Below are 22,495 nucleotides of genomic sequence, written 5' to 3'. Positions count from 1 at the left end.
TCCACTAGATGACCGCGCCGGGATTGAGGATGCCCTCCGGGTCGAGAGCGTCCTTGATGCGGCGGGTCAGCGCCATGACCTCGGGGCCGACCTGGTCGGGCAGCCACGCCTTCTTCAAACGCCCGACGCCGTGCTCGCCGGTGATCGTGCCGCCGAGCGCGATGGCCAGGTCCATGATCTCGCCGAACGCGCGGTGCGCGCGGGCGGTGTTGTCGGGGTCGGTGGGGTCGTGCACGATCAGCGGGTGGGTGTTGCCGTCGCCCGCGTGCGCGATCAGCGACACCAGCACGTCGTTGCGTTCCCCGATGGCGGTGATGCCGGTGATCAGGTCACCGAGCCGGGGCAGCGGCACGCCGACGTCCTCGAGCAGCAGCGGCCCGATCCGTTCCACCGCGGGAATCGCGAATCGCCGTGCGGCGGTGAAGGCTTCGCCCTCGGCGGGATCCTCGGTATCGAAAACCTCGGTCGCCCCGGCCTTCTCACACAGCGACACCATCAGCTTCGCCTCGTGCGCGGCGAACTCGCCCGGCGCGTCGGAACGGGCGACCAGCAGCGCGGCGGCGGTGCGGTCAAGCCCCATCCGCATCTCGTCCTCGACGGCGTTGATCGCCACCGTGTCCATGAATTCGAGCATGGCGGGACGCAAGGTCGAGGTGATGGCCAGGATGGCGTCGGTGGCCGCGGTGAGCGAGCCGAAACTCGCGACGACAGTCGCCTGCGGCGGCTGCGCGGGCAGCAGCCGCAGGGTGAGCTCGGTGATCACCCCGAGCGTGCCCTCGCTGCCGACGAACAGCTTGGTCAGCGACAGCCCGGCCGAGTCCTTCAACCGCGGCCCGCCGAGGCGCACCACGGTCCCGTCGGCGAGCACGACCTCCATGCCGAGCACGTAGTCGGTGGTGACGCCGTATTTCACACAGCACAGCCCGCCCGCGTTGGTCGCCGCGTTGCCGCCGATCGAGCACATCTCGAACGAAGACGGATCGGGCGGATACCACAGCCCTTCCGCCGCGACGGCCCGCTTGACCTCGGCGTTGAGCAGCCCTGGCTGCACCACGGCCGTCCGGGTGACCGCGTCGACGCGGATCTCCCGCATCAACTCGGTGCTCAGCACGATCCCGCCGTCCACCGCGGTCGCCCCGCCGGACAACCCCGACCCGGCCCCGCGCGGCACGACGGGCACCCGCCGGTCATGCGCCCACCGGAGGGTGGCGACCACATCCGCGGTACCGCGCGCCCGCACCACCGCGAGCGGCGTCCCCGCGTCGGGATCACGCGCCCAATCCTGCCGGTACCCCGCCAGCAGATCGGGATCGATGACCACCGCCCCCTCGGACACCGCGGAAATCAACGCATCGAGGTCAACCCTGCTCTCGTCCACACGTCAACGCTAACCCGCGCCACCCGCCTCGCGCGGGCACTCGCGATGGTCGATTGAGCACCGCGCTCCGGTGCGGGTATCGGCCGGGAAGCGACCGCCACCCGAGCGTGGTGATCATCTGACCAGTTTCGTGCCGGTGCGATGTGTTGCCGACCGAGTGAATTTCCGCATGACTGTGATCCCGCGCGTTCGGTTGGTGTATACGGCGTCCAACCCGTCACAATGGCCCATAACGGGTGTGATCGACAGCGATTCGCCCGGCGCGTTTCGAATTCCGCTCTACGGTGCGCCCGCTCGCGCATCGCATCAACCGACGCACCGCGTCGCACCGTATTTCGCCGGGAGGGCCGGAAGATGAAGGAACCGCAGGACCGCAGCGCATTGGTCGGGGCCCTGCTGGCCGCCGAGTACGCCGACGCGGGGATCGATCCCGACGCGATGGATCGTGTCCACGCGGGCGTGCACGAGGAATGGCTGTCGGCGCTGGAGGCGACCGGGATGTTCGGTATCCGCGCGCTGGCCGAGATCGCCGCCGAGTGGGCCGCCGATCCGCGCCAGCTGCGCGACGCTCTCCTGTCCGAGGCGGACGAGTTCACCCGCCGACGCTGCCTGGCCACGTGGACCACGCTCGACCGCGGTCCGGCCGAGCCCGCCGCCGCGCAGGCACAGGCTGTCGCCCTGCCGCACTGAGCACCGACTCACCCGTTTGCCGTCCGCTCACCTCGGCGTCATCTCACGCTGGCAGGCTGGCCCCGTGGAGCAGCGCGAGTGTGTCACCGACTCGATGGCCGACCGGTTCACCCGCTGGTGCGAGGCCGTCGTGGCCCGGCTGCCGTTCGGGCTGAACCGGTACGTGCCCGCGACCCTGCTCGGCTTCGCGCTGATCAACAGCTTCACCTTCGGCGTCGACCTGCTGCTGCTGACGCTGCTGCACGAGGCACTCGACCTGCCCGTCTGGCTGTCGATCAGCCTGGCCTACATCGTCGCGTTCGGCCTCGCCTTCCTGCTCAACCGCACCTTCAACTTCCACTCGCACGCCCCGATGGGCAAGCAGGCCGCGGTCTACGCGGTCGTGGTGGGAGTCAACTACCTGGCGTTCATCCTCGGCGTCGGCTCCGGGTTGAGCGCGCTCGGCGTGGAATATCACGTGGCGCGGCTGCTGGCGGGCGCCTGCGAAGCGGTGTACATGTACTGCGCGATGCGCTGGATCGTGTTCCGGCGCAAGCGATCAGCGGATCCGGTCGACGCCGGTCGATGACCGGCCGCGCAGCACCTCGGTCCGATCGCCGTCCACCAGGACGACATCGTCGTCGGTGAGCGCCCAGTGCGCGACGCCCTCGGTTCGGCAGCGCGCCAGCATCTTCGCCGCCTCGCCGTCCGGATCGGTGGACGAGTCGAGATGGACGACCAGCCGCCGATCCACCAATCCCAGTCCGTCCCATCGCGGTTCGACACCGGTGGCGGGCAGCACCTCGGCGGGATCGTCCATCGTCTCCAGCCCGTGCAGATCGGGCCCGAGCAGACAGGCGCCCGCGCTGTAGCCCGCGTAGACCAGTGCGTCCTCGCGCAGCAGCTCAGGCAGCACGGAATCGGCTCCGCTGCGGGCGAATTGGGCCCGCAGCACGAAGGTGTTCCCGCCGCGCACCCACACCATGGCGAACTCGCGCAACCGCCGCTCGAGCTGACCCGGCTGCCCGGCATAGTCGCGCAGGTCGACCACCTCGGGCGAATAGCCGTGCTGCCGTAGCGGGTTCACATCACTGGTGACCGCCGACGACCAGGCGTCGGGCCACGCGTCGAAGGCATTCGGGATCACCGCCACCCGGCCGGGTGTGCCGACGAGCCCGGCGAGCCGGTCGGCGAAGGCGCCGAACCGGTAGGACGCCAGGAACAGCCGCATCAGATGGTGAAGGCCAGGTTCTGCACCAGTCGCTCACCGAGGGCCGTGTCACCCGAGACGGTGACCGCGTCCCGGTGCGCGGCAGCGGTGGTCCGCCCGCCACGCAACCGCGCGAACAACCCGGAGTCCATGCTGATCACGGCGGTCGGTTCGCCCTCGGGCGCGTCGAGCACCGCCCCGCGCCCGTCGACCACCGCGAGGTGGATCTGCCGGGTGACCGGTCCGCTGAGGTCGATGGTGATCCGCGAACCGTCCGGCGCCTTCGCGCCCTTCACCACGGCCCGGCCGAGGCCGAGGGTGAGCTCGGTGAACGCGGTCTCCGCGCGCCCGCCGCCCTCGGGCACCGTGCGGCCGATCCCGTCGGCCAGGTCGAGTTCGTGCATCCAGCAGTCGAACAGCCGCACCCGCATGAACCGCCCGTAGGGAACCTGCCCGACCGGCGACACCGTCGGCGTCTGCCAGGCCTGCTCGTCCATCGCGGCCAGCGCCGCGCGCCTGCGGTCGGTCACCTCGTCGAACAGGGCGAGCAGGCGCTTGCCGGAGAGCGGGCGCAACCGGTCGACCCAGATCTCGTTGAGCACGGCGACCTCGTTGCGCACGTGCGGCAGCGTCCGCACGTCGGTCTTGGGGCGCAACGGGTCATGCGGCGGCGGGGTATCGCCGAGCAGCCACGACTCGGTGCCGATCACGTGGGCGACCACGTCGAACAGTGTCCAGCCGGGCAGGGGGGACGGCTTGCGCCACGACTTCTCGTCGAGGTCGGCGACCAGGATCCCGATGGCCTCCCACTGCTGGGAGAGCAGGTCGGTGAGCTGCTCGCGATCGGGCGTGCGGTCGGTCATCCCTGTGCTCCTTCTGCTTCGCTCTGGTCGAGCGCGGTGATGCCGGCACGGATCGCCGCTGCGGTCGCATTCGGTTCGTGCGGCCTGCGCAGCAGAAAGCCCTTGGCGAAACTGAGTTTGTCACCGTGCTTGCGCGGCACCACGTGCAGGTGGACGTGGCCGACGGTCTGGAAGGCCGCTGTGCCGTCGTTGAGAACGAGATTGGCGCCGTCGCTCGCCAGGCCGCTGCGGCGCAGGGCGCGCGCGAGCCGGTGACCGGTGCGGAAGATCGTCGCACCGAGTTCGGGATCGAGATCGTCGAGTTCGGTGGCGTGCTGTTTGGGAACGACCAGCGTGTGCCCGCGGGTGATCGGCCGGATGTCGAGGAACGCGCACACCGCGTCGTCCTCGTAGACCTTGGTCGCCGGTGCGGCACCGGCCACGATCCGGCAGAAGACGCAGTCGTTCACAGCTCCGACCCTACGGTGTGGCCCAGGTCGCGCAACAGTCCGAACCGTGCACCGGCATGACACGCGTCACGTTCGCCCGCCGAACAGGTCATTCGACCAGGATTCGGACGTCCAGGTAAGTACCCCACTCGCACGTGCGGTCTTGTCCGGCCCTACCTGCGGCGACGAATCTGATCGAGGACGCGAGCTCGCGTCCGCCGGGCGGAAAGGTCGTCAACTTGGCGAAACGGGTCGGCTCTGTCCGATTTCCCAGTGGGCGGTCCAGCTCTCCGATGTGACGGGCATCTCCGCTAGGCTCACCGCGAGCCGAGTACAGTTGCGAGGATTTAAGCCGATATTACTCGTAGGTAACTTCGGCTGACCCCGTTGTTCCCAGGCTCGAAGCCAGCACGAAAAGGAAGTCTGACTAGTGGAGACAACGCACAACGTTGGCGAGGGTTCGCCGCGCGGCGCGCGTGTCGGAGTCGTTCGCGAGTCCGGCGCGGGTGAGCGGCGGGTCGCCTTGGTGCCCAAGATCATCCCCGCCCTGTCCAAGCAGGGTGTCGAGGTGGTCGTGGAAGCCGGTGCCGGCCTCGGTGCCCTCATCCCCGACGCGGCCTATGTCGAGGCGGGCGCGACCATCGGTGATCCGTGGTCGGCCGACGTCGTCGTCAAGGTGGCCCCGCCCAGCGATGCCGAGGTGGGCAAGCTGTCCTCCGGGCAGACCCTGATCGGGTTCCTCGCGCCCCGCAATGCCGAGAACCAGATCGGCGCGCTGAAGTCCGCCGGTGTGCAGGCGTTCGCGGTGGAGGCGATCCCGCGTATCTCGCGCGCTCAGGTGATGGACGCGCTGTCCTCGCAGGCGAATGTGGCCGGTTACAAGGCCGTGCTGCTCGCCGCGTCGGAGTCGACCCGCTTCTTCCCGATGCTGACCACCGCCGCCGGCACCGTGAAGCCCGCCACCGTGCTGGTGCTCGGTGTCGGTGTCGCCGGTCTGCAGGCACTGGCCACGGCCAAGCGTCTTGGTGGCCGCACCACCGGTTACGACGTGCGCCCCGAGGTCGCCGATCAGGTGCGCTCGGTCGGCGCCCAGTGGCTCGACCTCGGCATCGACGCCGCCGGTGAGGGCGGCTATGCCCGCGAGCTCACCGAGGACGAGAAGGCCCAGCAGCAGCAGGCCCTCGAAAACGCCATCAAGGGTTTCGACGTGGTGATCACCACCGCGCTGGTGCCGGGTCGTCCCGCGCCGCGCCTGGTCACCGCCGCCGCCGTCGAGGGCATGAAGCCCGGCAGCGTGATCGTCGACCTGGCCGGTGAGACCGGCGGCAACTGCGAACTCACCGAGCCCGGCGAGGTCGTGGTCAAGCACGAGGTGACCATCGCCTCGCCGCTGAATCTGCCGGCGACCATGCCCGAGCACGCTTCCGAGCTGTACTCCAAGAACATCGCCGCGCTGCTGGAATTGATGCTGGTCGACGGCAAGCTCGCACCCGATTTCGAGGATCAGGTGCTGGCCGATTCCTGCGTGACCCGTGAGGTGGAAGCCTGATGTACACCGAACTTCTCGCGAACATCGCGATCCTGGTGCTGTCCGGATTCGTCGGATTCGCGGTCATCTCCAAGGTTCCCAACACCCTGCACACCCCGCTGATGTCGGGCACCAACGCCATCCACGGCATCGTCGTGCTCGGCGCGCTGGTGACGCTGGGCAACGTCAAGGACCCGTCCCTGCTGGTGCAGGTAATCCTGTTCGTCGCCGTGGTGTTCGGAACGCTGAACGTCATCGGTGGTTTCGTGGTCACCGACCGCATGCTCGGCATGTTCAAGGGCAAGAAGAAGGCGGCCGAGTGATGCACGCAGTCGACAACATGACCTACCTGGTCAACGGCCTCTACATCGTGGCCTTCTCCATGTTCATCTACGGCCTGATGGGCCTGACCGGCCCGAAGACCGCCGTGCGCGGCAACCAGATCGCCGCGGTCGGCATGGGCATCGCCGTGATCGCCACGCTGATCTCGGTGCGCCACGCGGACATGATCAACTGGATCCTGATCGGCGCCGGCCTCGTCGTCGGTGTGGCACTGGGTGTTCCGCCCGCCGTGCGCACCAAGATGACCGAGATGCCGCAGCTGGTCGCCGCGTTCAACGGTGTCGGTGGTGGCACGGTCGCGCTCATCGCGTGGGCCGAGTTCATCGACAGTTCGGGCTTCTCCCAGCTGCACGACGAGCCGACCATCCACATCATCATCGGCTCGCTGTTCGCCGCGGTGATCGGTTCGGTCTCGTTCTGGGGCTCGATCATCGCCTTCGCCAAGCTGCAGGAGATCCTGTCCGGCAAGCCGATCGGCATCGGCCGCCTGCAGCAGCCGCTGAACCTGCTCCTGCTCGCCGGCGCGATCCTCTGCGCCGTGGTGATCGGCCTCGGCGCCGACAACGGCGGCGTCTCGCAACTGTGGATGATCGGCCTGCTCGTCCTCGCCGGCATCCTCGGCCTGATGGTCGTGCTGCCCATCGGTGGCGCGGACATGCCGGTCGTGATCTCGCTGCTCAACGCGCTGACCGGTCTGTCGGCCGCGGCCGCGGGTCTGGCGCTGAACAACACCGCGATGATCGTCGCCGGCATGATCGTCGGCGCGTCCGGCACCATCCTGACCAACCTGATGGCCAAGGCCATGAACCGCTCCATCCCGGCCATCGTCGCCGGTGGTTTCGGTGGTGGCGGCGGCGCGGCCGGTGGCGGCGCCGGTGGCGAGAACAAGCAGGCCAAGGCGACCTCGGCGGCCGACGCCGCGATCCAGATGGCCTACGCCAACCAGGTCATCGTGGTTCCCGGCTACGGTATGGCCGTCGCCCAGGCCCAGCACGCGGTCAAGGAGATGGCCTCCCTGCTCGAGGGCAAGGGTGTCGAGGTCAAGTACGCGATCCACCCGGTCGCAGGCCGCATGCCCGGTCACATGAACGTGCTGCTGGCCGAGGCCGAGGTCTCCTACGACGCCATGAAGGAAATGGACGACATCAACGGCGAATTCGGCCGCACCGATGTGGTCCTGGTCATCGGCGCCAACGACGTCACCAACCCGGCCGCCCGCGACGACAAGTCCAGCCCGATCTACGGCATGCCGGTCCTCAACGTCGATCAGGCCCAGAGCGTCATCGTCCTGAAACGCTCGATGAACTCCGGCTTCGCCGGCATCGACAACCCGCTGTTCTACGCCGACCACACCTCCATGCTGTTCGGCGACGCCAAGAAGTCCGTCGGTGCGGTCACCGAGGAACTGAAGGCACTGTAAAGACGCACGACCAAAGGGGCCCTTGCCGTTCACCACGAACGGCAAGGGCCCCTTGCGTTGTGCCAGCGTCACTCCATGCGCAAGGTCCCCGACCGGCCTGGCCGCCATGCCGGAGGGCGCCCGCCGGAATGAGCTTCGCGATCCGCGATACGGCCTTCCGGGCGACCGGCGTGGCTGTCATCGATCCATGGGAATGACTGCGCTGTCACGGTGCCGCCGAAACGCGATCACCCCGCCCGCCGATTTCCGGCGAACGGGGTGATGGTGGTGCGTGCTTAGGTCACTTGAAACGCTGGGCCAGCAGGTCGAGGGTGGCCATGGCCTCCCGGTAGTCCGGGCGCTTGGCGGTCGCGGGCAGCTCGTAGAGCTGGCCCTTCTGGAAGGCGGGCAGCATGGCCATCGCCGGATCCTGCTTCAGCTGGGCGATGTCGCGGCCGCCGTCGAGCTTGATCACGAACAGCACCGGAGCGTCGACGACGGTGCTCACCAGTTCGGGGCTGAAGGTCACCCAGTCGCCTGCCGCGGCCCGGGGCGGGTTGCCTGCCTTCGCTTCGATCTTGTCGTCGATGGTGATGCCGACGTCGGTGAGCAGCGTGGCCAGCGGGGTGTTCGGGGCGAGCAGGATGGGCTTGCCGTCCGCCTGTGACTGCCACACGGCCGCCGCGCCCTGCGGCAGCTTCAGACCGGACTTCACCTTCGCGACCTTGTCGGTGTACGCGGTGATCATGCCGTCCACCTTCTCGGGACGGTTCACGAAGTCGGCTACCGCCTTCAACTGGTCCTGCCAGTTGGCCAGGTCGGACGCCACCAGCGCGGTGGGGGCGACGGCGGCGAGCTTGTCGTAGTTCTTGATCGTCTGCTGTCCCGGCCAGCCAGGTCCGCCGCCGATGATCAGGTCCGGCTTCTGCGCGGCGATGAACTCCAGGTTCAGGTCGTCACCGGAGGGCACCGCCACGGTGCCCTGCTCCTTGGCGTCCGCGGCCCACGAGGCGGGGAACTCACCGGGCGCGAGCGTGACCCCGAGAATGCGCGGATCGGCGGCTTTCACCTTGGCGTCCAGGTCGAACAGGTAGCCGGCGAGCGCGCCGTTGAGGACCACGATGCGCTGCGGGTCGGCGGGGACGGTGACCGGGCCCTTGGCGGTTTCCACCTGGCGAGTGCCGGTGTCGGCCGCCTGATCGGAGGTGGCGGTGCCGCAGCCCACTGCCGTCGCGGTCACCGCGACGATCAGGAGTGCGACGGCGGCACGCATGCGTGCCGTCATTCGGTGCGCTGACATGGGAGTGTTTTCCTTCTTTCTATCCAGGTGGAAGTTCAGGTGCGGATCGCGGGATCCGCGTCGAGCAGCGCGGCGACCTCGATCCAGCCGGTCGGCATCGCGATGTCGTTGTGGGTGTAAGGAAGTCGCCGGACGACCAGCTGCGCGCCCGCGGCCTGCCAGCCGGTCAGCTGCGCGTGCACGCGTTCGGGTTCGAGGCCGTTGTCCGCGCAGTACAGGGCCATCGGGCCGCTGTAGCTGGGGGACTCGGACCGGGTGACCATGCGCAGCAGCTCGGTCGCGGCATTGCGTACCACCGCCGCCAATTCCGGTGCGTACTCGGCGATCTCGGGCAGCAGCGCGTCCATCCCGGACGGGTCGGCCAGGGTCGCGGCGGCCCGATCGGTCAGGTTCGACAGCGGATGCGAGTCGAGCAGACCCACATAGCCGACCTGCTCGCCCTCGGCCTCCAGGATGGCGGCCATCGCGTGGGCGAGGTTGCCGCCCAGCGAGTAGCCGAGCAGGTGGTACGGGCCCTGCGGCTGGATGCGGCGGACGGCGGCAAGGTAGAACCGGGCCAGCTCGTCGAGCGTGCGTGTCTGCTTGTCCGGCTCGGTGAGCTGGGGCATCTGCAGGCCGATGATCGGTCGTTCGGCGCGCAGCAGCCGGGCCAGTGGAGCGTATTTCCAAGCGGTGCCGCCGATTTGATGGATGCAGAACAGCGGTGAGACCGATCCCTCGGTGCGCAGCTCCAGCACCGGATCGAGGCGGCGGCCCAGACTGGCGAGACCGTCCGTCGGTCTCGGTGCGCTGGGGTCGACCGCGCCGATGCGCGCCGCGAGCGCACGCGGCGTGGTCGCGGAGAAGACGTCGTCGAGGACCACCGGCAGGTCGACGCGGGTCAAGCGGCCGACCAGTCGCACCGCGAGTAGCGAATGCCCGCCCTTGTCGAAGAAGTCGTCGCCCGCGCCGATCTCGGCGACGGACAATACAGCCGCCATCGCCTCGCGAATGGTGTCGAGCAGCCCGCCGTCCAGCGCGGTGGCGCCGGGCTCGGCGTGCGCCGTGCCGACCGCCGCGGGTCCGGGAACAGTTCCCGGGCGCGCATCGACGGCGGTGATCGCCACGGATTCCGGCGCGGGCAGCTCCTGCCGGGCGATCTTCTCGGTCGCGGTGCGCGGAATGTGATCCAGCACCACGAAGACGGCGGGAATCATGTACGCGGGCAGCGCCGTTCGCAGCTGCTCGCGCACCGCGCCGGTGTCGAGCGTGATTCCGGACTTGGCGATGAGATAGGCGACCAGGCGCTGGTCACCGGGTGTGTCCTCGCGCAGCAGCACCACCGCGTGAGCCACACCGGCACACGTGAGCAGGGCCGATTCGATGTCGCCCAGTTCGATGCGCTGGCCGCGCAGCTTCACCTGGCTGTCGGTGCGGCCGACGTACTCGAGTTCACCGTGCGGATTCAGTATCACCAGATCGCCGGTGCGGTACATCCTTTCGCCGTTCCCGAACGGGTCGGCGACGAAGGCGGCGGCGCTCAGATCAGGACGGGCCAGATAGCCGCGCGCCAGCCGGACACCGGTCATGTAAAGCTCGCCGATGGTTCCCTCGGGGACCGGCCGCAGCTGGTCGTCGAGGATGCGGACGGCATCGGCGGGTGCGCCGACCGGGACCGACGCGGTGTCGGCATCGACGGTCTCGTGGAAGGTGAAGCCGATCGCGGCCTCGGTGGGACCGTAGAAGTTGTAGACGGCGGTTCCGGTCAGTGCGCGCATGCGGTGCGCCGTCGCGGGCGGCAGCACCTCACCGCCGGTGAGGACACAGCGCAGTTCCGCGCACCCCGACAGGTCGGCCTCCTCGGCGAGCACGGTCAGCATGGAGGTCGTCATCCACATCGCGGTCACCCGCTCCGCGCTCATGAGCCGCGCCTGATAGTAGGGATCGCGGTGACCGCCGGGCCGGGTCAGCACGATCCGGGCGCCGACATGCAGCGGCAGGAACATCTCCATGAGCGAGGCGTCGAAGATCGGCGGCGTGCGGAAGAGCATCGTGTCGCCAGGACCGAATCGGCATTCGCGTTGCAGCCACTCGAACGTGGAGATGATCGCGGCGTGCGAGAGGCTCACGCCCTTGGGCACACCGGTGGAGCCGGAGGTGAACAGCAGGCACGCGGTGTTGGCGGGGCGCAGCGGCGCGCGCCGGTCGGCATCGGTGAGCTCCGCATCGGCGAATCCGCTGGTGTCCGCGTCGTCCAGCGAGTGCAGAACCAGGGCGGGAGCGGCAGTGTCGAGTATCTTCTCGACGCGCTGCGCGGGCTGCTCCGGGTCCACCGGAAGGTATACGCCACCGGCTCGGCAGACGGCGTGTGCCGTGACGACCGAATCGATGGTGCGCGGCATGGCAACGGCCACCACGGTTTCGGGTCCGACGCCGCGCGAGATGAGCCATCGGGCCAGGCGATTCGCCCTGGCATCGAATTCCCGGAAGTCGATCGTGACGCCCTCGGCCGTAATGGCCGGTGCCGTGGGATCGACGGGGGTGCTCCACTCGGCCAAGGTCGCACCGCGCGGGTCCGGCTGTGCCGTGGTCGGCGCGGTAGTCGGCGTCGGCGAAACGGCAGTGGACGGCGCGAGCGGCTCGAGGAAGGCCTCGGGGCGGACTTCTGCCGTGGCGGTGATGGCTGCCAGGATCACGCCGATTCGATCGGAGATCCGGGCGAGCGTGGTGTCGTGGACGGCGGCGCGGTCGTACCAGATCACCAGTTCCAGTCGGTCACCAGGCGGGGCAATCAAGGTCATCGGATAGTGCGTGTTGCCGTGGTTGTGGAACTCGCCGCGGCGCAGCTCGTGCGACTCCGGCTGCCCGGCACCGGAATTCGGGAAATTCTCGAAGGCGACCAGGGTGTCGAAGAGGGTACCGATGCCCGCGATCCGTTCGATCTCCGCGAGTCCCGCGTAGTCGAACTCCTGCATGGCGAACTGGTTTTCCTGCAGGTCGGCCCACTGTTCGAGCAGCGTGCGATCCGCGTCGAACGCGCAGCGCACCGGCACGGTGTTGGCGAACAGTCCGACCATGCCCGCCACGCCAGGCAGTTCGGCGGGCCGACCGGAGACGGTCGCGCCGAACGCGACGTCGGTGCGTCCGGTGAGCGCGGCGAGCACCAGCGCCCAGGTGCCCTGCACCAGGGTGTTCATCGTCAGGCCGCGACGGCGGCCGAGCTCGGCCAGCGCCGTGGACAGCGATTCGGGTAGCGGAACCTGCCACTGCCGGAACTCACGCTCGCGGGAGGTCTCGGTGCGCACCAGCGTCGGCTCTGCGAATCCGGCCAGTCGCCGCGACCAGGCCGCGCGGACGCCCGCGCGGTCACGGGTGCCGATCCAGGCCAGGTAGTCGCTGTAGGAGGCGGGCGAGGGCAGCTCGTCGCCGTGGTAGGCGGCCAGCACCTCGCGCAACACGATCGGGGTCGACCAGCCGTCGATCACCAGGTGATGGGTATTGAGCACGAGGCGGTGCGCGTCACCCGGCATGCGAATCAACGTGGCGCGCAACATCGGTGACCGGTCAACCGTGAACCGGTGCCGGGTCGCTTCGGTTTCCAGCCGGTCGGCGGCGGCCCGCGCGGCGCGCAGCGGCAACCCGGACAGATCGACCTCACGCCACGGCATGCCGACTGCCCGGGGGACCGCCTGCACGGGCTGGTCGAGGCCCTCGTAGTGGAAGGCCGCGGCCATGGTCGGGTGCCTGCCGACGACGGTGTCGAAAGCCGCCGACAACCGTGGACCGTCCAGTGGCCCGTGCAGGTCGACGCGGGCGCTCAGGGTGTAGACATCGTCGGCGCCATCGCGAATCGCGTGGAACAGCAGCCCCTCCTGCAAGGGCGACAGCGGCAGCAGCTCGGCCAGCGGGCCGTGCGCGGCTTCCAGCGCGTCGATGGTCTCCTGGGCGACGGAGATGCCGGGGGCGTCCGACGGCGTGAGCCCGCCGGGGAACAGCACCGCGTGCGCGGCGAACGCCTCCAGCGCGAATGCGAAGTGCCGCTGGATTTCCGCGACCTGGTGCGCACCGAGAATCCGGCTCGCCGCGGTCCACTCCACGGCGAGCCGGGGAGCACCCGGCTGCCCGGTGGTTGGCTCGTGCACGAAGACGTTGAGCGAAAGCACTTCCGTGAGCGCCTTTTCCGGCGGCTCGGTCACCGCGAACGGGTCGTGTTCGGGCAGGCTCCAGCCGAGGGCACTACCGCCGCCGAAGCGGCCGAGGTAGTTGAGCAGCACCTCGGGTGCGCGCCGCCCGGTGAATCGCGCCGCGGTCTCCGGATCGAGCCTGCGCAGCACGCCGTACCCGACCCCGTTGCCGGGGACGGCCCGCTTGGCCTCCTTGACCGCCCGCAGCAGCCGTCCGGCCACCGCGCCACCGGCCAGGGCATCGGCGAGCCCGTCCGGGTCGTCGATGCCGGTCGCCGGTGTCCACACCGGGAACTCGCTGGTGAACCAGCCGACGGTGCCGGCGAAATCGGTATCGGCACGCAGGGCTTCGCGCCCGTGCCCCTCGACCGTGACAGGCCTGCCTGCCTCGAGCGCCTCACCCCGCTCGTGCCGCCAGGCGTTGAGGGCCAGCATGAGAGCCGCGAGCAACACCTCGTCGGTCTTGGCCCGATAGGCCGCGGGAAGTGTGGTGAGCAGCGCTTCGGAAACCGCCGCATCGGCGAAAGTCTGTGTCCGGTCCGCGCTCTCGACGAGATCAACGGCATGGTCGAGCGGTCGTTCCCCGAGGGTCGCGACCGCGCCGTCGCCGAGCGCGCCTTCCCAGTGCGCCAGTTCCGGGCGATGATCGCCCGCAGTGCCCGCCTCGGCGAGCAGGGTGGCGAACCGCCGCCACGAACTCCCCTTGGCCGACAGTCGCACCGGACGTCCGTCCCGTGCCGCCGCGCATGCCTCGTACAGCTCGGGCACCAGGATGCGCCACGAAACACCGTCCACCACCAGGTGGTTGGCCACCAGGACCAACCGATCGGCAACCTCCGGTGCGGTGCGCACCAGCGCCGCGCGTATCTCGACACCCGCAGCGGGATCCAATTCCGCGGCCAGTCCGGTCGCCACCGACTCGATCAGCGCATGGCTCGGACGTGGCGCGTCGAACGACAGCTCGCGGACCAGGTCCGAGGCTCGCACCGTACCGGTGCCCGCGATTTCCAGCCGGTCCGATTCGTGGAGGATCAGGCGCAGGGCATCGTGGCGGTCGAGCAGGGTTTGCAGGCCGGTGGTCAGGTGGTCGAGTGTGAGGTCTTCGTTCAGGGTCAGGGCGGTCCATTGGGCGTAGCCGGCGATGGCCGAGCGGGTCGGGTTCGGCTCGAGCAGTGCGCCCACCATGGGCGGGGCCGGGACGGCGCCGGTCGCCTCGTCCGGGGCCGGGGTGTCGGCCTGTCGGTCGACGACCTGGGACGCGGCGGCGATGGAGGCCAGATCGCGTTGAGCCAGCAGTGTTTTCGGCTGGACTTCCCAGCCGAGTGCGCGCAGGCGGCTGCTCACGCCGATCGCGGTGATGCTGTCGCCGCCGAGTCCGAAGAAGTCGTCGGTGGCGTTGACCTGGGGCACGCCGAGGACGTCGGCGACCACACCGCACAGTGCCCGTTCCTGCTCGGTGCGGGGCGGCCGTCCGGTCGAGGTCAGCTGAGGTGCGGGTAGGGCCGCGCGGTCGAGTTTGCCGTTGACGGTGGCCGGCAGGGCGTCGAGCACTACGAGCGCCGAGGGCACCAGGTGATCGGGCACCAGGGTGGTCAACCGGTGGCGCAACTGGTCGGCGTCGAGGGTGCGGCCCGCCTCGGGGACCAGGTAGCCGACCAATCGGGTGCTGTCGCCGGACCTGCGGATGGTGGCGGCCGCGGCGGCCACGCCGGGCAGTGCGCCGAGCGACGCTTCGACCTCGCCCAGTTCCACGCGATAGCCGCGCACCTTGATCTGCTGGTCGGCGCGGCCGAGGTAGTCGTAGCCGTGCCCGGGTAGCCAACGCGCGCGGTCGCCGGTGCGGTACATGCGCTCGCCCGCCGCGAACGGATCGGCGACGAACCGCTCGGCGGTCACGGCGACGCGTCCGAGGTAGCCGCGGGCCAATTGCGGTCCGGCCAAATACAGTTCGCCGATCTCGCCATCGGGGACGAGTTGCAGCGCACCGTCGAGCAGATAGGCACGGGTACCGGCGAGCGGACCGCCCACGTGCGGTCGCGCGCCGGCCACCGGCGCGCTGAGCGCGTCGACGGTGGCCTCCGTCGGGCCGTACATATTGCGGGCGGCCACCTTCGACGCGACGATGACCGACCACAGGGCGGGTGGGGTCGCCTCGCCACCGAGCAGCAGCAGCTCGGGACGGTGCGCGCTGCCGAGCAGCCCGTTGTCGATCAGGGCGGTCGCCATCGACGGAGTGGTGTCGACGACATCGATGTGATCGGCTCCGAACGCGGCGACCTGCGCGGCGGCGTCCTTCTGAATGTCGGTGTCGTACAGATGGATCCGGTGCCCGCACCACAGCCACAGCAGCTGGTCCAATGCGGCGTCGAAGGCGAAGGAGTAGGTGTGCGCGATGTGCAGCTGCCGCCCGCCCGCGCGCTCGGCGGTGTCGGCGTAGACGGTCGACCGGTGGTGGTGCAGCAGCTGGGCCATCGCTCCGCAGGAGATCTGCACGCCCTTGGGCTTTCCGGTGGACCCCGAGGTGTACACGACGTAGGCCAGATGCGCGGCCGAGCGCGGGGCGGCGAGTTCGGCGGCGGTCAGTGGGCCGCTCGCGAAGCCCACCATGGCCTCCCGAATCCCGCTGTCCGACAGTCGGATCAACGCACCGGTTCCATGCGCACGCTCGGCGTCACTCGGCGTGGCCGACCGATCTGCGGACACCACGTCCGCAGGCTCGTCGGCGAGCGGGATCAACGCCTCGGATGAAGTGGCGGGCGCCTCGTTCGCGCCCTTGTCGGTGATCGGGTTCAGCGGACGATCGGTGGGCTCGACGTCCGTGGCACTGTCGGTGATCAGCGACTCGCATCGGTCGGCAAACACCGTGTTCGCGACCGCGTCGTCGGTGAGGATCACTATCGGTGCGGCGTCGTCGACGATGTCGGCGAGGCGCTGGGCTGGATGCCCGATGTCGAGGATCAGATACGCCGCGCCCGCGTGCCGCACCGCGAGCAGGGCGACGACCAGGTCCACCGTGCGTGGCAGTGCGATGCCGACGATGTCTTCCGGGCCTACGCCCCGGCCGCGCAGGTACCGCGCCAACCGGTGCACCCGGGCGCCCAGGTCGGCGGCGGTGAGCTGGTTGGCTCCGTCGACGAGCACGATGTCGTCCGGCCGCGCCGCGACCATGCGGTCGAAGACCTCGACCGCGTCCTCGGGGCGACCGTGCAGTGCGGCACCGGCCCGATCGACGGCGAAACGTGCGCCGCTCTCGCTCTCGTACAAGGTGATCGCGCCGATGCGCTTGTCCGCCGCGTCGACCAGTTCGGTGATCAGCGCGACCAGCGCGTCCATCCGCCGCCGTGCCGTCGCGGCGTCCAGCGATCGGGCGTCGACCTCGAAGCCGAGCTGGATCCGGTCCTCCGACAGCGGGGTGACGGTCAAGCCGAGATCTTCGGGCGGGCCACCGGCGACATTGCGCAGAGTGCCGGTGGCGCCGTCGAAATCGAGGGCGAAGTCGAAGGCCTTGAGGTTGATGCCGATGCCGTGCAGCAGCGCTCCGGTCTGCGCGCCGCCGAATTCGCGGGCCAGGTCCTCACCGCGGAATCGCTGATGGGCGCGGACCTCCCGCAGTGCGTCGGCCACTCGTTTCCCGAGCTCGCCGAGGCGATCGGCGCTGGATACCGAAATCCGCAGCGGCAGCACGTTGACCGCCATGGACGGGGTGGTGAGGGCCGTCTTGCCGACGCGGGCCATCACCGGCAGCGCGATGACCACATCGGTCTCGCCGAGCAGCCGGTGCACGAATCCCACGTATCCGGCGACGAGCACATCGGCCCAGGTGATGCCCGCCGCCGTGGCCGCCGCCTTGACGCGTGCCACGAGATCGGCGTCGAGGACGGCGCGCGCCTCGTGGGTCTGCTCGACCACGCCCTCGGGCGCGCGGCCGCGTCCGTCCAGCGGTGGCAGTGGCGTGAGCCGGTCCCGCCAGTAGTCGCGGTCGTGCTGATGTGCCTGGCTCGCACGGTATTCCAGGTCCTCGGCAACGAGCGTCTCGATCGAGCCCCACCGCAGGCGCGGCACTTCGCCGCCGCGACGGAGCGCGGTGTAGTGGGCGGCGACCCGGCGCGACACCATGGCCGCGCTGTAGCCGTCGATGATCAGGTGGTGGTAGAGCTGGATGCACCACACATCGTTGTCGGTGAGGCGCAGCAGGGTGTAGGTGTAGAGCTGCCGATCGACCATGGCCCGGCAATACGTGGCGGAGCGTTCCCGTTCGGCCGCGACCAGCCGGTGCGCGGCCGCGACCGGGTCGGTCTCGCCGCGCAGATCGACCAGCGGCCGCAGTTCGGGTTCCAGCTCGGTGATCCGCTGGCACGGTCCGTCGGGCGTGTCGCCGAAACGCAGTCGCATGGTGTCGGATTCGGCGATGGTGCGGCGAATCGCGTTGTCCAGCAATGCCACATCGATGGGATCGGGTCCGGAGATCTCGAGCACCTCGCCGACCATGTAGCTCAGCGAGTCGGGGTCGAGGCGCTGGGCGTTCCAGATGCCGAGTTGCGCTCCGGTGAGCGGCAATCCGGGATGTTCGGCGCCTACGTCGTCCCGTTCCACCGAGCCCACAGCAACTCCTCCACATCAACGTTCCCCGACGCCTCCCTCGTGCCGGCCGGGCTCGATGAGCCCCAGCAGAAGGGAGGCGAAGGTAGGTTAGCCTAACTTTACTTTCAATGGCAGATTATGTCCCGCGTCACGCGGGCGGGTCAGGCGTCGGCTTCGATCCGGGCCGGGTCGAGCTGACGCAGCAGCTCGTCGGTGCCGGTGACCGCACCGCATCGCCGGGCGACATAGTTCAGCGCCATCACGTGTTCTTCGCGGCTGAAGTCCGCGGTCGCGTCGTGGACGAGGAACGGGCGCACGTCGCCCATGAACGCCTCGGCGGCACTGAGCATGCAGCCCATGTGCGTGTAGACCCCGGTGACCAGGAGCTGGTCACGCTGGTAGTAGCCGAGCAGCTCGCGCAGGTCGGTGCGCTGGAACGCCGAGTAGCGCCACTTGGTGACCTGGATGTCCTGCGATTCGGGGGAGAGGGCGTTGATGACCTGGGTGTCGGCGCCCTCGGCCATGCCGCTGCCCCAGAAGTCGGCGAGAATGCCGCGCCGGGACGGATGCTGGTTGCCGGGCTGCATCGTGTAGATCACCGGGATGTCGAGCTCGTGGCAGCGGTCGCGCAGCCGGGCGATGTTCGCGATCAGGGTGCGGGCTGGATCGCGATACAGGTCGTAGGCATCGAGGAAGTACTGCTGCATGTCGTGGATCAGCAGCGCGCAGCGCCCGGGTTCGGCGGTCCAGTCGACCTGGTCGGCGGTGAACTCGTCGGCACCGGGCATCGGATAGGGCGCGATCGGGGGGATAGGCATGACGGTCTCTCGTTCGGGTGGAAAGTCGGCGTCAGCCGACGGTGACGGGCAGATCCGCGATACCGAGCGGACCGAGGATGCGCTGGAATTTGCCGGTGGTCTCGGCCAGTTCGGCGGCCGGATCGGAGGCGGCGACGATCCCGCCGCCCGCGTGCGCGAGCAGGGTGGTGCCGTCGGCGGACAGTTCGGCGCAGCGGATGCTCACCATCCACTCGCCGTTGCCGTCGGCATCGCACCAGCCGACCGCGCCCGCGTAGAAGCCGCGCTCGCCTTCGAGTTCGGCGATCAGGCGCGCCGCCGCGCCGGTCGGAGTGCCGCAGATCGCTGGCGTCGGGTGCAGTGCCACGGCGAGCTCCAGCGCGGACGGCCCGGCCAGCGGCACGGTCGCCGAGATCGGTGTGCCGAGGTGCCACATCGCGGGTGTTGAGGTGAGTTGCGGTGCGGGAGTGTCGACTTCGGCGCACCGATCGCTCAGCACGGCGGCGACCTGGTCGACGACGTAGCGGTGTTCGGCGTGGTCCTTGGCCGAGGTGAGCAGGGTATCGGCGGCACGGCGGTCCGCCTCGGCATCATCGAGAACGCGGCGGGCCGAGCCTGCCAGCGGATGACTCAGTACCTCTTTGCCGATGCGGCGCACCAGGATCTCCGGGCTGGACCCGACGAGATGCCGACCGGGATAACGCCCACCGGCGGCGGAGAGGTCGACCAGGAAACCGTTCGACAGCGGGTCGGAGGCGACCATCAGGTCCAGGATGTCGAGCGCTCGAACAGGGTTCGCCGCGACCGCGCGCAGTGCCCTGGCCAGCACGACTTTGCGCACCGGATGCGTGGGACTGCCGAGCAGCTCGACGGCGGTGGCGACGCGACGCTGGTGTTCCTCCGGCGCGGGCACCGCTTCGTCGAGCTCGAACCGGGGCACCGTGACATGCGGCCGGGGCAGGTGCGGCGAATCGGTGACGGTGACCGAATCCGGCACCCACAGCGCTGTCGGCGCGCCGGGGGTGAAGGGCAGTGCGCCGACGATGTGGCTGATCCGCCCGCTGCGCAGCGCGGTCACCGCGTCGTGCGCCGACCGGAAGATCGTCCCGCCCGCGGACGCGGAGACGGTCCGTTGCGGACGGGACAGTACGAAAGCGGGGTCTGAACTGTCGGTACTGATGGTGATCACCCTTTCGGTCACATATCTAGCGTTGCGCCACCGTCGACCCGCAGGTCATGCATGGTGATGTGGCGGGCGCCGTCGGACGCCAGGAAGTGGACGGCCGACGCGATGTCGGCGGGAGCGGCGATGCGGCGCAACGGGATTCCGAGCCGGTAGGCGGCGGGATCGCCGTCGAGCAGCGCGGTCTCGGCGGCATCGTCGAGTGGTGTGCCGCCGAACATGTCGCGCAGCATGGCCGTGTCGGTGGAACCGGGGGACACCAGATTGACCCGCACGCCCAGCGGAGCGACCTGCAGGGCGAGCGATCGGGTGAACGCGGTGGCGGCGGCCTTGGCGGCGCCGTAGGCGGCCATCCCGACCCGGGGCGCGGCAGCGGCATTGGAGGAGACCACGACGATCGATCCGCTGCCCGCGGCGGCCATGTCGGTCGCGGCGCGCTGGGTGACGAGCATGGTTCCGGTGGCGTTCACGGTGAGGCAGCGGGTCCAGTCCGCCGGGGCGAGCTCGAGTGCGGTGCCGCCGACCATGACGCCCGCGGCGTGCACCAGCACCTCGACGGTGCCGTGCTCGGCGGTGAGCCGGTCGAAGGCCGCGCGCACGGCGTCGGCGTCGGTGATGTCGACGGTCACCCCGTGCACGGCGGCACCGTGGACGGATACTGTTGCCGCCCTGGCACTTCCGCGGTGGACCGCATCGTCGAGTGCGCGGGGGTGCGCCGTAGTCGCGGCGATGGCCGCGGCGGTCTCGTGCACCGCCGGATCGAGGTCCCACAGCGAGACCACGCGATCCTCGGCCGCGAAACGCGCGGCGATCGCGGCCCCGATACCCCCGGCCGCGCCGGTGACGACGACGATCCGCGCACTGGAATCCCCATTCAACATGAGGTTAGCCTAACCTGAATCTGCCGCCATTTGGTTAGCTTCCCTCATAACCTCGGGCGGCGAGACCGGAATGCCCGCTGGAAAGAGGTGCTCGACTTGACCGAACCCGTACTCCCCGGCTTCACGCGGTGGCCCGCTGACCTGGCGCAACGCTACCGAAGCCAAAACCTCTGGGCTGGTGAGACATTCGGCGATGTCCTCGCCGCGCGCGCCGCCGCCGCACCGGATCGGACCGCGGTCCTCGACACCGTGGGCCGCTGGACCTACGCCGAACTCCACCACCGGTCGCGCTCGCTCGCCACCGGCTTGGCGCGGCTCGGGATCACGCCCGGCGACCGGGTGCTGGTGCAGCTGCCCAACCGGGCCGAATTCGTCGAGGTGATCTTCGCGCTGTTCGAACTCGGCGCCCTGCCGGTGTTCTGCCTGCCCGCGCACCGCGCCGCCGAGCTGGTGCCGATCGCCAGGGCCGCCGCGGCGACCGCGATGATCACCAGCGCGACCCATCAGCGCTTCGACTACGCCGCACTGGCGGAGTCGGTGCGCGCCGAGGTGCCCAGCCTGCGGCACGTCCTGCTCGTCCTCGACGCGGGGCAGACGGCGCCGGACGGGACCCATGACATCGCCGAATTCCGGGACGAGCCAGCGGATTTGCCGGGCCCGAAGTCCGGCGACGTCGCGTTTCTGCAACTGTCGGGTGGCAGCACCGGCATCCCGAAGCTCATCGCCCGCACCCACGACGACTACCTCTACAGCGTGCGCCGCAGCGCCGAGATCTGCGCACTCGACAGCGACACGGTCTATCTCGCGACACTGCCGGTCGCCCACAACTTCCCGATGAGCTCGCCGGGGATTCTCGGCGCGCTGTGGGCCGGTGGCGCGGTGGCGATGACGCCCGATCCCACGCCGGCGACGGCCTTCCCGCTGATCGAGCGGTTCGGCGTCACCATCACCGGCCTGGTGCCGCCCCTGGCGCGACTGTGGACCGAGCGCGCGGAAGCGGGCGAGACGCCGGATCTGTCCAGCCTGCGGGTGCTCCAGGTGGGTGGCGCGCGCTGCCAGGACGAACTGGCCCGCCGGATCGGGCCCGCGCTCGGCGTCACCCTGCAGCAGGTGTTCGGGATGGCCGAGGGCCTGGTCTGCTACACGCGGCTCGACGATCCGATCGACGTGGTGGTGAGCACCCAGGGGCGGCCGATGTCGGAGTTCGACCAGATCGCCGTCGTCGACGACAACGGCGACGAGGTGGCTCCGGGCGCGCAGGGCAATCTGATCACCCAGGGCCCGTACACGATTCGCGGCTACTACGACAATCCCGAGGCCGATTCCCGCAGCTTCACCACCGACGGCTGGTACCGCACCGGCGACATCGTCTCGGTGCGGCCCGACGGCAATCTGGTGGTCGCGGGCCGGGCCGGTGACTGGGTGAACCGCGGCGGGGAGAAGGTCTCGGCCGAGGAGCTCGAGGCGCACCTGCTCGAGCACCCCGACGTGCGCGACGCGGTGATCGTCGGCACTCCCGATCCCGTTCTCGGCCAGCGCATCTGCGCGTTCGTCCAGCCCGTCGACCCGGCGCAGCGGCCCACCCTGACCGCGGTGCGCTCGTTCGTGCGCGGTCGCGGGGTCGCGGCCTGGAAGATGCCCGACGCGGTGGTCGTGGTCGACCAGTTCCCCGAGACCGGCGTCGGCAAGACCAGCCGCAAGGAGCCTGTCTCTTATACCTGCACCCACCCCAACTGCCAGCTGGAGGCGTACCGGGTGCCGGAGGTCATCGAC

General features: G+C 69.7%; 15 protein-coding genes. 6 read left to right on the top strand and 9 right to left on the bottom strand.

Features of this window, described 5'->3' with window-relative positions:
• Nucleotides 1–4: 4 nt before the first annotated feature.
• A complete protein-coding gene (locus ACFWF2_RS22295) occupies nt 5–1,378 on the bottom strand; it encodes an FAD-binding oxidoreductase (protein WP_379309360.1) in 1,374 nt (457 codons plus the stop codon).
• A 354-nt stretch (nt 1,379–1,732) separates the two neighbouring features.
• Between ACFWF2_RS22295 and ACFWF2_RS22290 the strand changes: the two genes are divergently transcribed.
• Complete coding sequence (locus ACFWF2_RS22290) at nt 1,733–2,068, top strand: hypothetical protein (RefSeq protein ID WP_379309359.1); 336 nt, start codon at nt 1,733–1,735, stop codon at nt 2,066–2,068.
• 94 nt (nt 2,069–2,162) lie between these two features.
• The gene (locus ACFWF2_RS22285; protein ID WP_379309369.1) at nt 2,163–2,636 is read left to right on the top strand and encodes a GtrA family protein; all 474 of its coding nucleotides are present in this window, start codon (nt 2,163–2,165) and stop codon (nt 2,634–2,636) included.
• Here ACFWF2_RS22285 and ACFWF2_RS22280 read toward each other — a convergent pair.
• The 3 genes from ACFWF2_RS22280 to ACFWF2_RS22270 are packed head-to-tail and all read right to left on the bottom strand — an operon-like array spanning nt 2,607 to nt 4,569.
• Complete coding sequence (locus tag ACFWF2_RS22280; protein ID WP_379309358.1) at nt 2,607–3,278, bottom strand: Type 1 glutamine amidotransferase-like domain-containing protein; 672 nt, start codon at nt 3,276–3,278, stop codon at nt 2,607–2,609. The two genes, ACFWF2_RS22285 and ACFWF2_RS22280, sit on opposite strands and share 30 nt — an antisense overlap.
• Entirely contained in the window at nt 3,278–4,120 is an 843-nt protein-coding gene (locus ACFWF2_RS22275) for a maleylpyruvate isomerase family mycothiol-dependent enzyme (protein WP_379309357.1), read from the bottom strand. Before ACFWF2_RS22275 ends, ACFWF2_RS22280 begins: the two co-directional genes overlap by 1 nt.
• Nucleotides 4,117–4,569 carry an HIT family protein gene (locus tag ACFWF2_RS22270; protein ID WP_379309356.1) on the bottom strand — a complete coding sequence of 151 codons (453 nt, stop codon included), beginning with the start codon at nt 4,567–4,569 and terminating at the stop codon, nt 4,117–4,119. Before ACFWF2_RS22270 ends, ACFWF2_RS22275 begins: the two co-directional genes overlap by 4 nt.
• Before the next feature lie 409 nt (nt 4,570–4,978).
• Here ACFWF2_RS22270 and ACFWF2_RS22265 point away from each other — a divergent pair, with 409 nt between their 5' ends.
• The 3 genes from ACFWF2_RS22265 to ACFWF2_RS22255 are packed head-to-tail and all read left to right on the top strand — an operon-like array spanning nt 4,979 to nt 7,838.
• On the top strand, nt 4,979–6,097 hold the full coding sequence (locus tag ACFWF2_RS22265; RefSeq protein ID WP_379309355.1) for a Re/Si-specific NAD(P)(+) transhydrogenase subunit alpha: 1,119 nt from the start codon (nt 4,979–4,981) through the stop codon (nt 6,095–6,097).
• Entirely contained in the window at nt 6,097–6,399 is a 303-nt protein-coding gene (locus ACFWF2_RS22260) for an NAD(P) transhydrogenase subunit alpha (RefSeq protein WP_056818017.1), read from the top strand. Before ACFWF2_RS22265 ends, ACFWF2_RS22260 begins: the two co-directional genes overlap by 1 nt.
• Before the next feature lie 17 nt (nt 6,400–6,416).
• Nucleotides 6,417–7,838, top strand: coding sequence for an NAD(P)(+) transhydrogenase (Re/Si-specific) subunit beta (locus ACFWF2_RS22255; RefSeq protein WP_379309368.1), 1,422 nt, complete (start codon nt 6,417–6,419; stop codon nt 7,836–7,838).
• A 280-nt stretch (nt 7,839–8,118) separates the two neighbouring features.
• Here ACFWF2_RS22255 and ACFWF2_RS22250 read toward each other — a convergent pair whose 3' ends face one another.
• From ACFWF2_RS22250 to ACFWF2_RS22230, 5 genes are all read right to left on the bottom strand, one after another.
• On the bottom strand, nt 8,119–9,117 hold the full coding sequence (locus ACFWF2_RS22250) for an ABC transporter substrate-binding protein (protein ID WP_379309354.1): 999 nt from the start codon (nt 9,115–9,117) through the stop codon (nt 8,119–8,121).
• Nucleotides 9,118–9,152: 35 nt separating this feature from the next.
• Nucleotides 9,153–17,882 carry an amino acid adenylation domain-containing protein gene (locus ACFWF2_RS22245; RefSeq protein ID WP_379309353.1) on the bottom strand — a complete coding sequence of 2,910 codons (8,730 nt, stop codon included), beginning with the start codon at nt 17,880–17,882 and terminating at the stop codon, nt 9,153–9,155.
• 140 nt (nt 17,883–18,022) lie between these two features.
• Nucleotides 18,023–18,679 carry an isochorismatase family protein gene (locus ACFWF2_RS22240; protein WP_379309352.1) on the bottom strand — a complete coding sequence of 219 codons (657 nt, stop codon included), beginning with the start codon at nt 18,677–18,679 and terminating at the stop codon, nt 18,023–18,025.
• A 31-nt stretch (nt 18,680–18,710) separates the two neighbouring features.
• Nucleotides 18,711–19,859 (bottom strand): isochorismate synthase MenF, encoded by a 1,149-nt coding sequence (locus ACFWF2_RS22235; protein WP_379309351.1) that lies wholly within the window; start codon nt 19,857–19,859, stop codon nt 18,711–18,713.
• Entirely contained in the window at nt 19,856–20,722 is an 867-nt protein-coding gene (locus ACFWF2_RS22230; RefSeq protein WP_379309350.1) for an SDR family oxidoreductase, read from the bottom strand. Before ACFWF2_RS22230 ends, ACFWF2_RS22235 begins: the two co-directional genes overlap by 4 nt.
• Nucleotides 20,723–20,809: 87 nt before the next feature.
• Here ACFWF2_RS22230 and ACFWF2_RS22225 point away from each other — a divergent pair.
• On the top strand, nt 20,810–22,495 hold a 1,686-nt coding region (locus ACFWF2_RS22225), incomplete at its 3' end, for a (2,3-dihydroxybenzoyl)adenylate synthase (RefSeq protein ID WP_379309349.1).

This window comes from Nocardia sp. NPDC060259 (assembly GCF_042728775.1).
Classification (GTDB): domain Bacteria; phylum Actinomycetota; class Actinomycetes; order Mycobacteriales; family Mycobacteriaceae; genus Nocardia.
Note: the sequence above shows the minus strand (reverse complement) of the source record. Positions and strands in the feature narration are given on the sequence as shown.

Coding starts and splice junctions, on each gene's coding strand:
- ACFWF2_RS22230 (WP_379309350.1), bottom strand. CDS start 20,722: ATGTTGAATGGGGATTCCAGTGCGCGGATCGTCGTCGTCACCGGCGCG.
- ACFWF2_RS22255 (WP_379309368.1), top strand. CDS start 6,417: ATGACCTACCTGGTCAACGGCCTCTACATCGTGGCCTTCTCCATGTTC.
- ACFWF2_RS22250 (WP_379309354.1), bottom strand. CDS start 9,117: ATGTCAGCGCACCGAATGACGGCACGCATGCGTGCCGCCGTCGCACTC.
- ACFWF2_RS22290 (WP_379309359.1), top strand. CDS start 1,733: ATGAAGGAACCGCAGGACCGCAGCGCATTGGTCGGGGCCCTGCTGGCC.
- ACFWF2_RS22285 (WP_379309369.1), top strand. CDS start 2,163: ATGGCCGACCGGTTCACCCGCTGGTGCGAGGCCGTCGTGGCCCGGCTG.
- ACFWF2_RS22275 (WP_379309357.1), bottom strand. CDS start 4,120: ATGACCGACCGCACGCCCGATCGCGAGCAGCTCACCGACCTGCTCTCC.
- ACFWF2_RS22260 (WP_056818017.1), top strand. CDS start 6,097: ATGTACACCGAACTTCTCGCGAACATCGCGATCCTGGTGCTGTCCGGA.
- ACFWF2_RS22280 (WP_379309358.1), bottom strand. CDS start 3,278: ATGCGGCTGTTCCTGGCGTCCTACCGGTTCGGCGCCTTCGCCGACCGG.
- ACFWF2_RS22240 (WP_379309352.1), bottom strand. CDS start 18,679: ATGCCTATCCCCCCGATCGCGCCCTATCCGATGCCCGGTGCCGACGAG.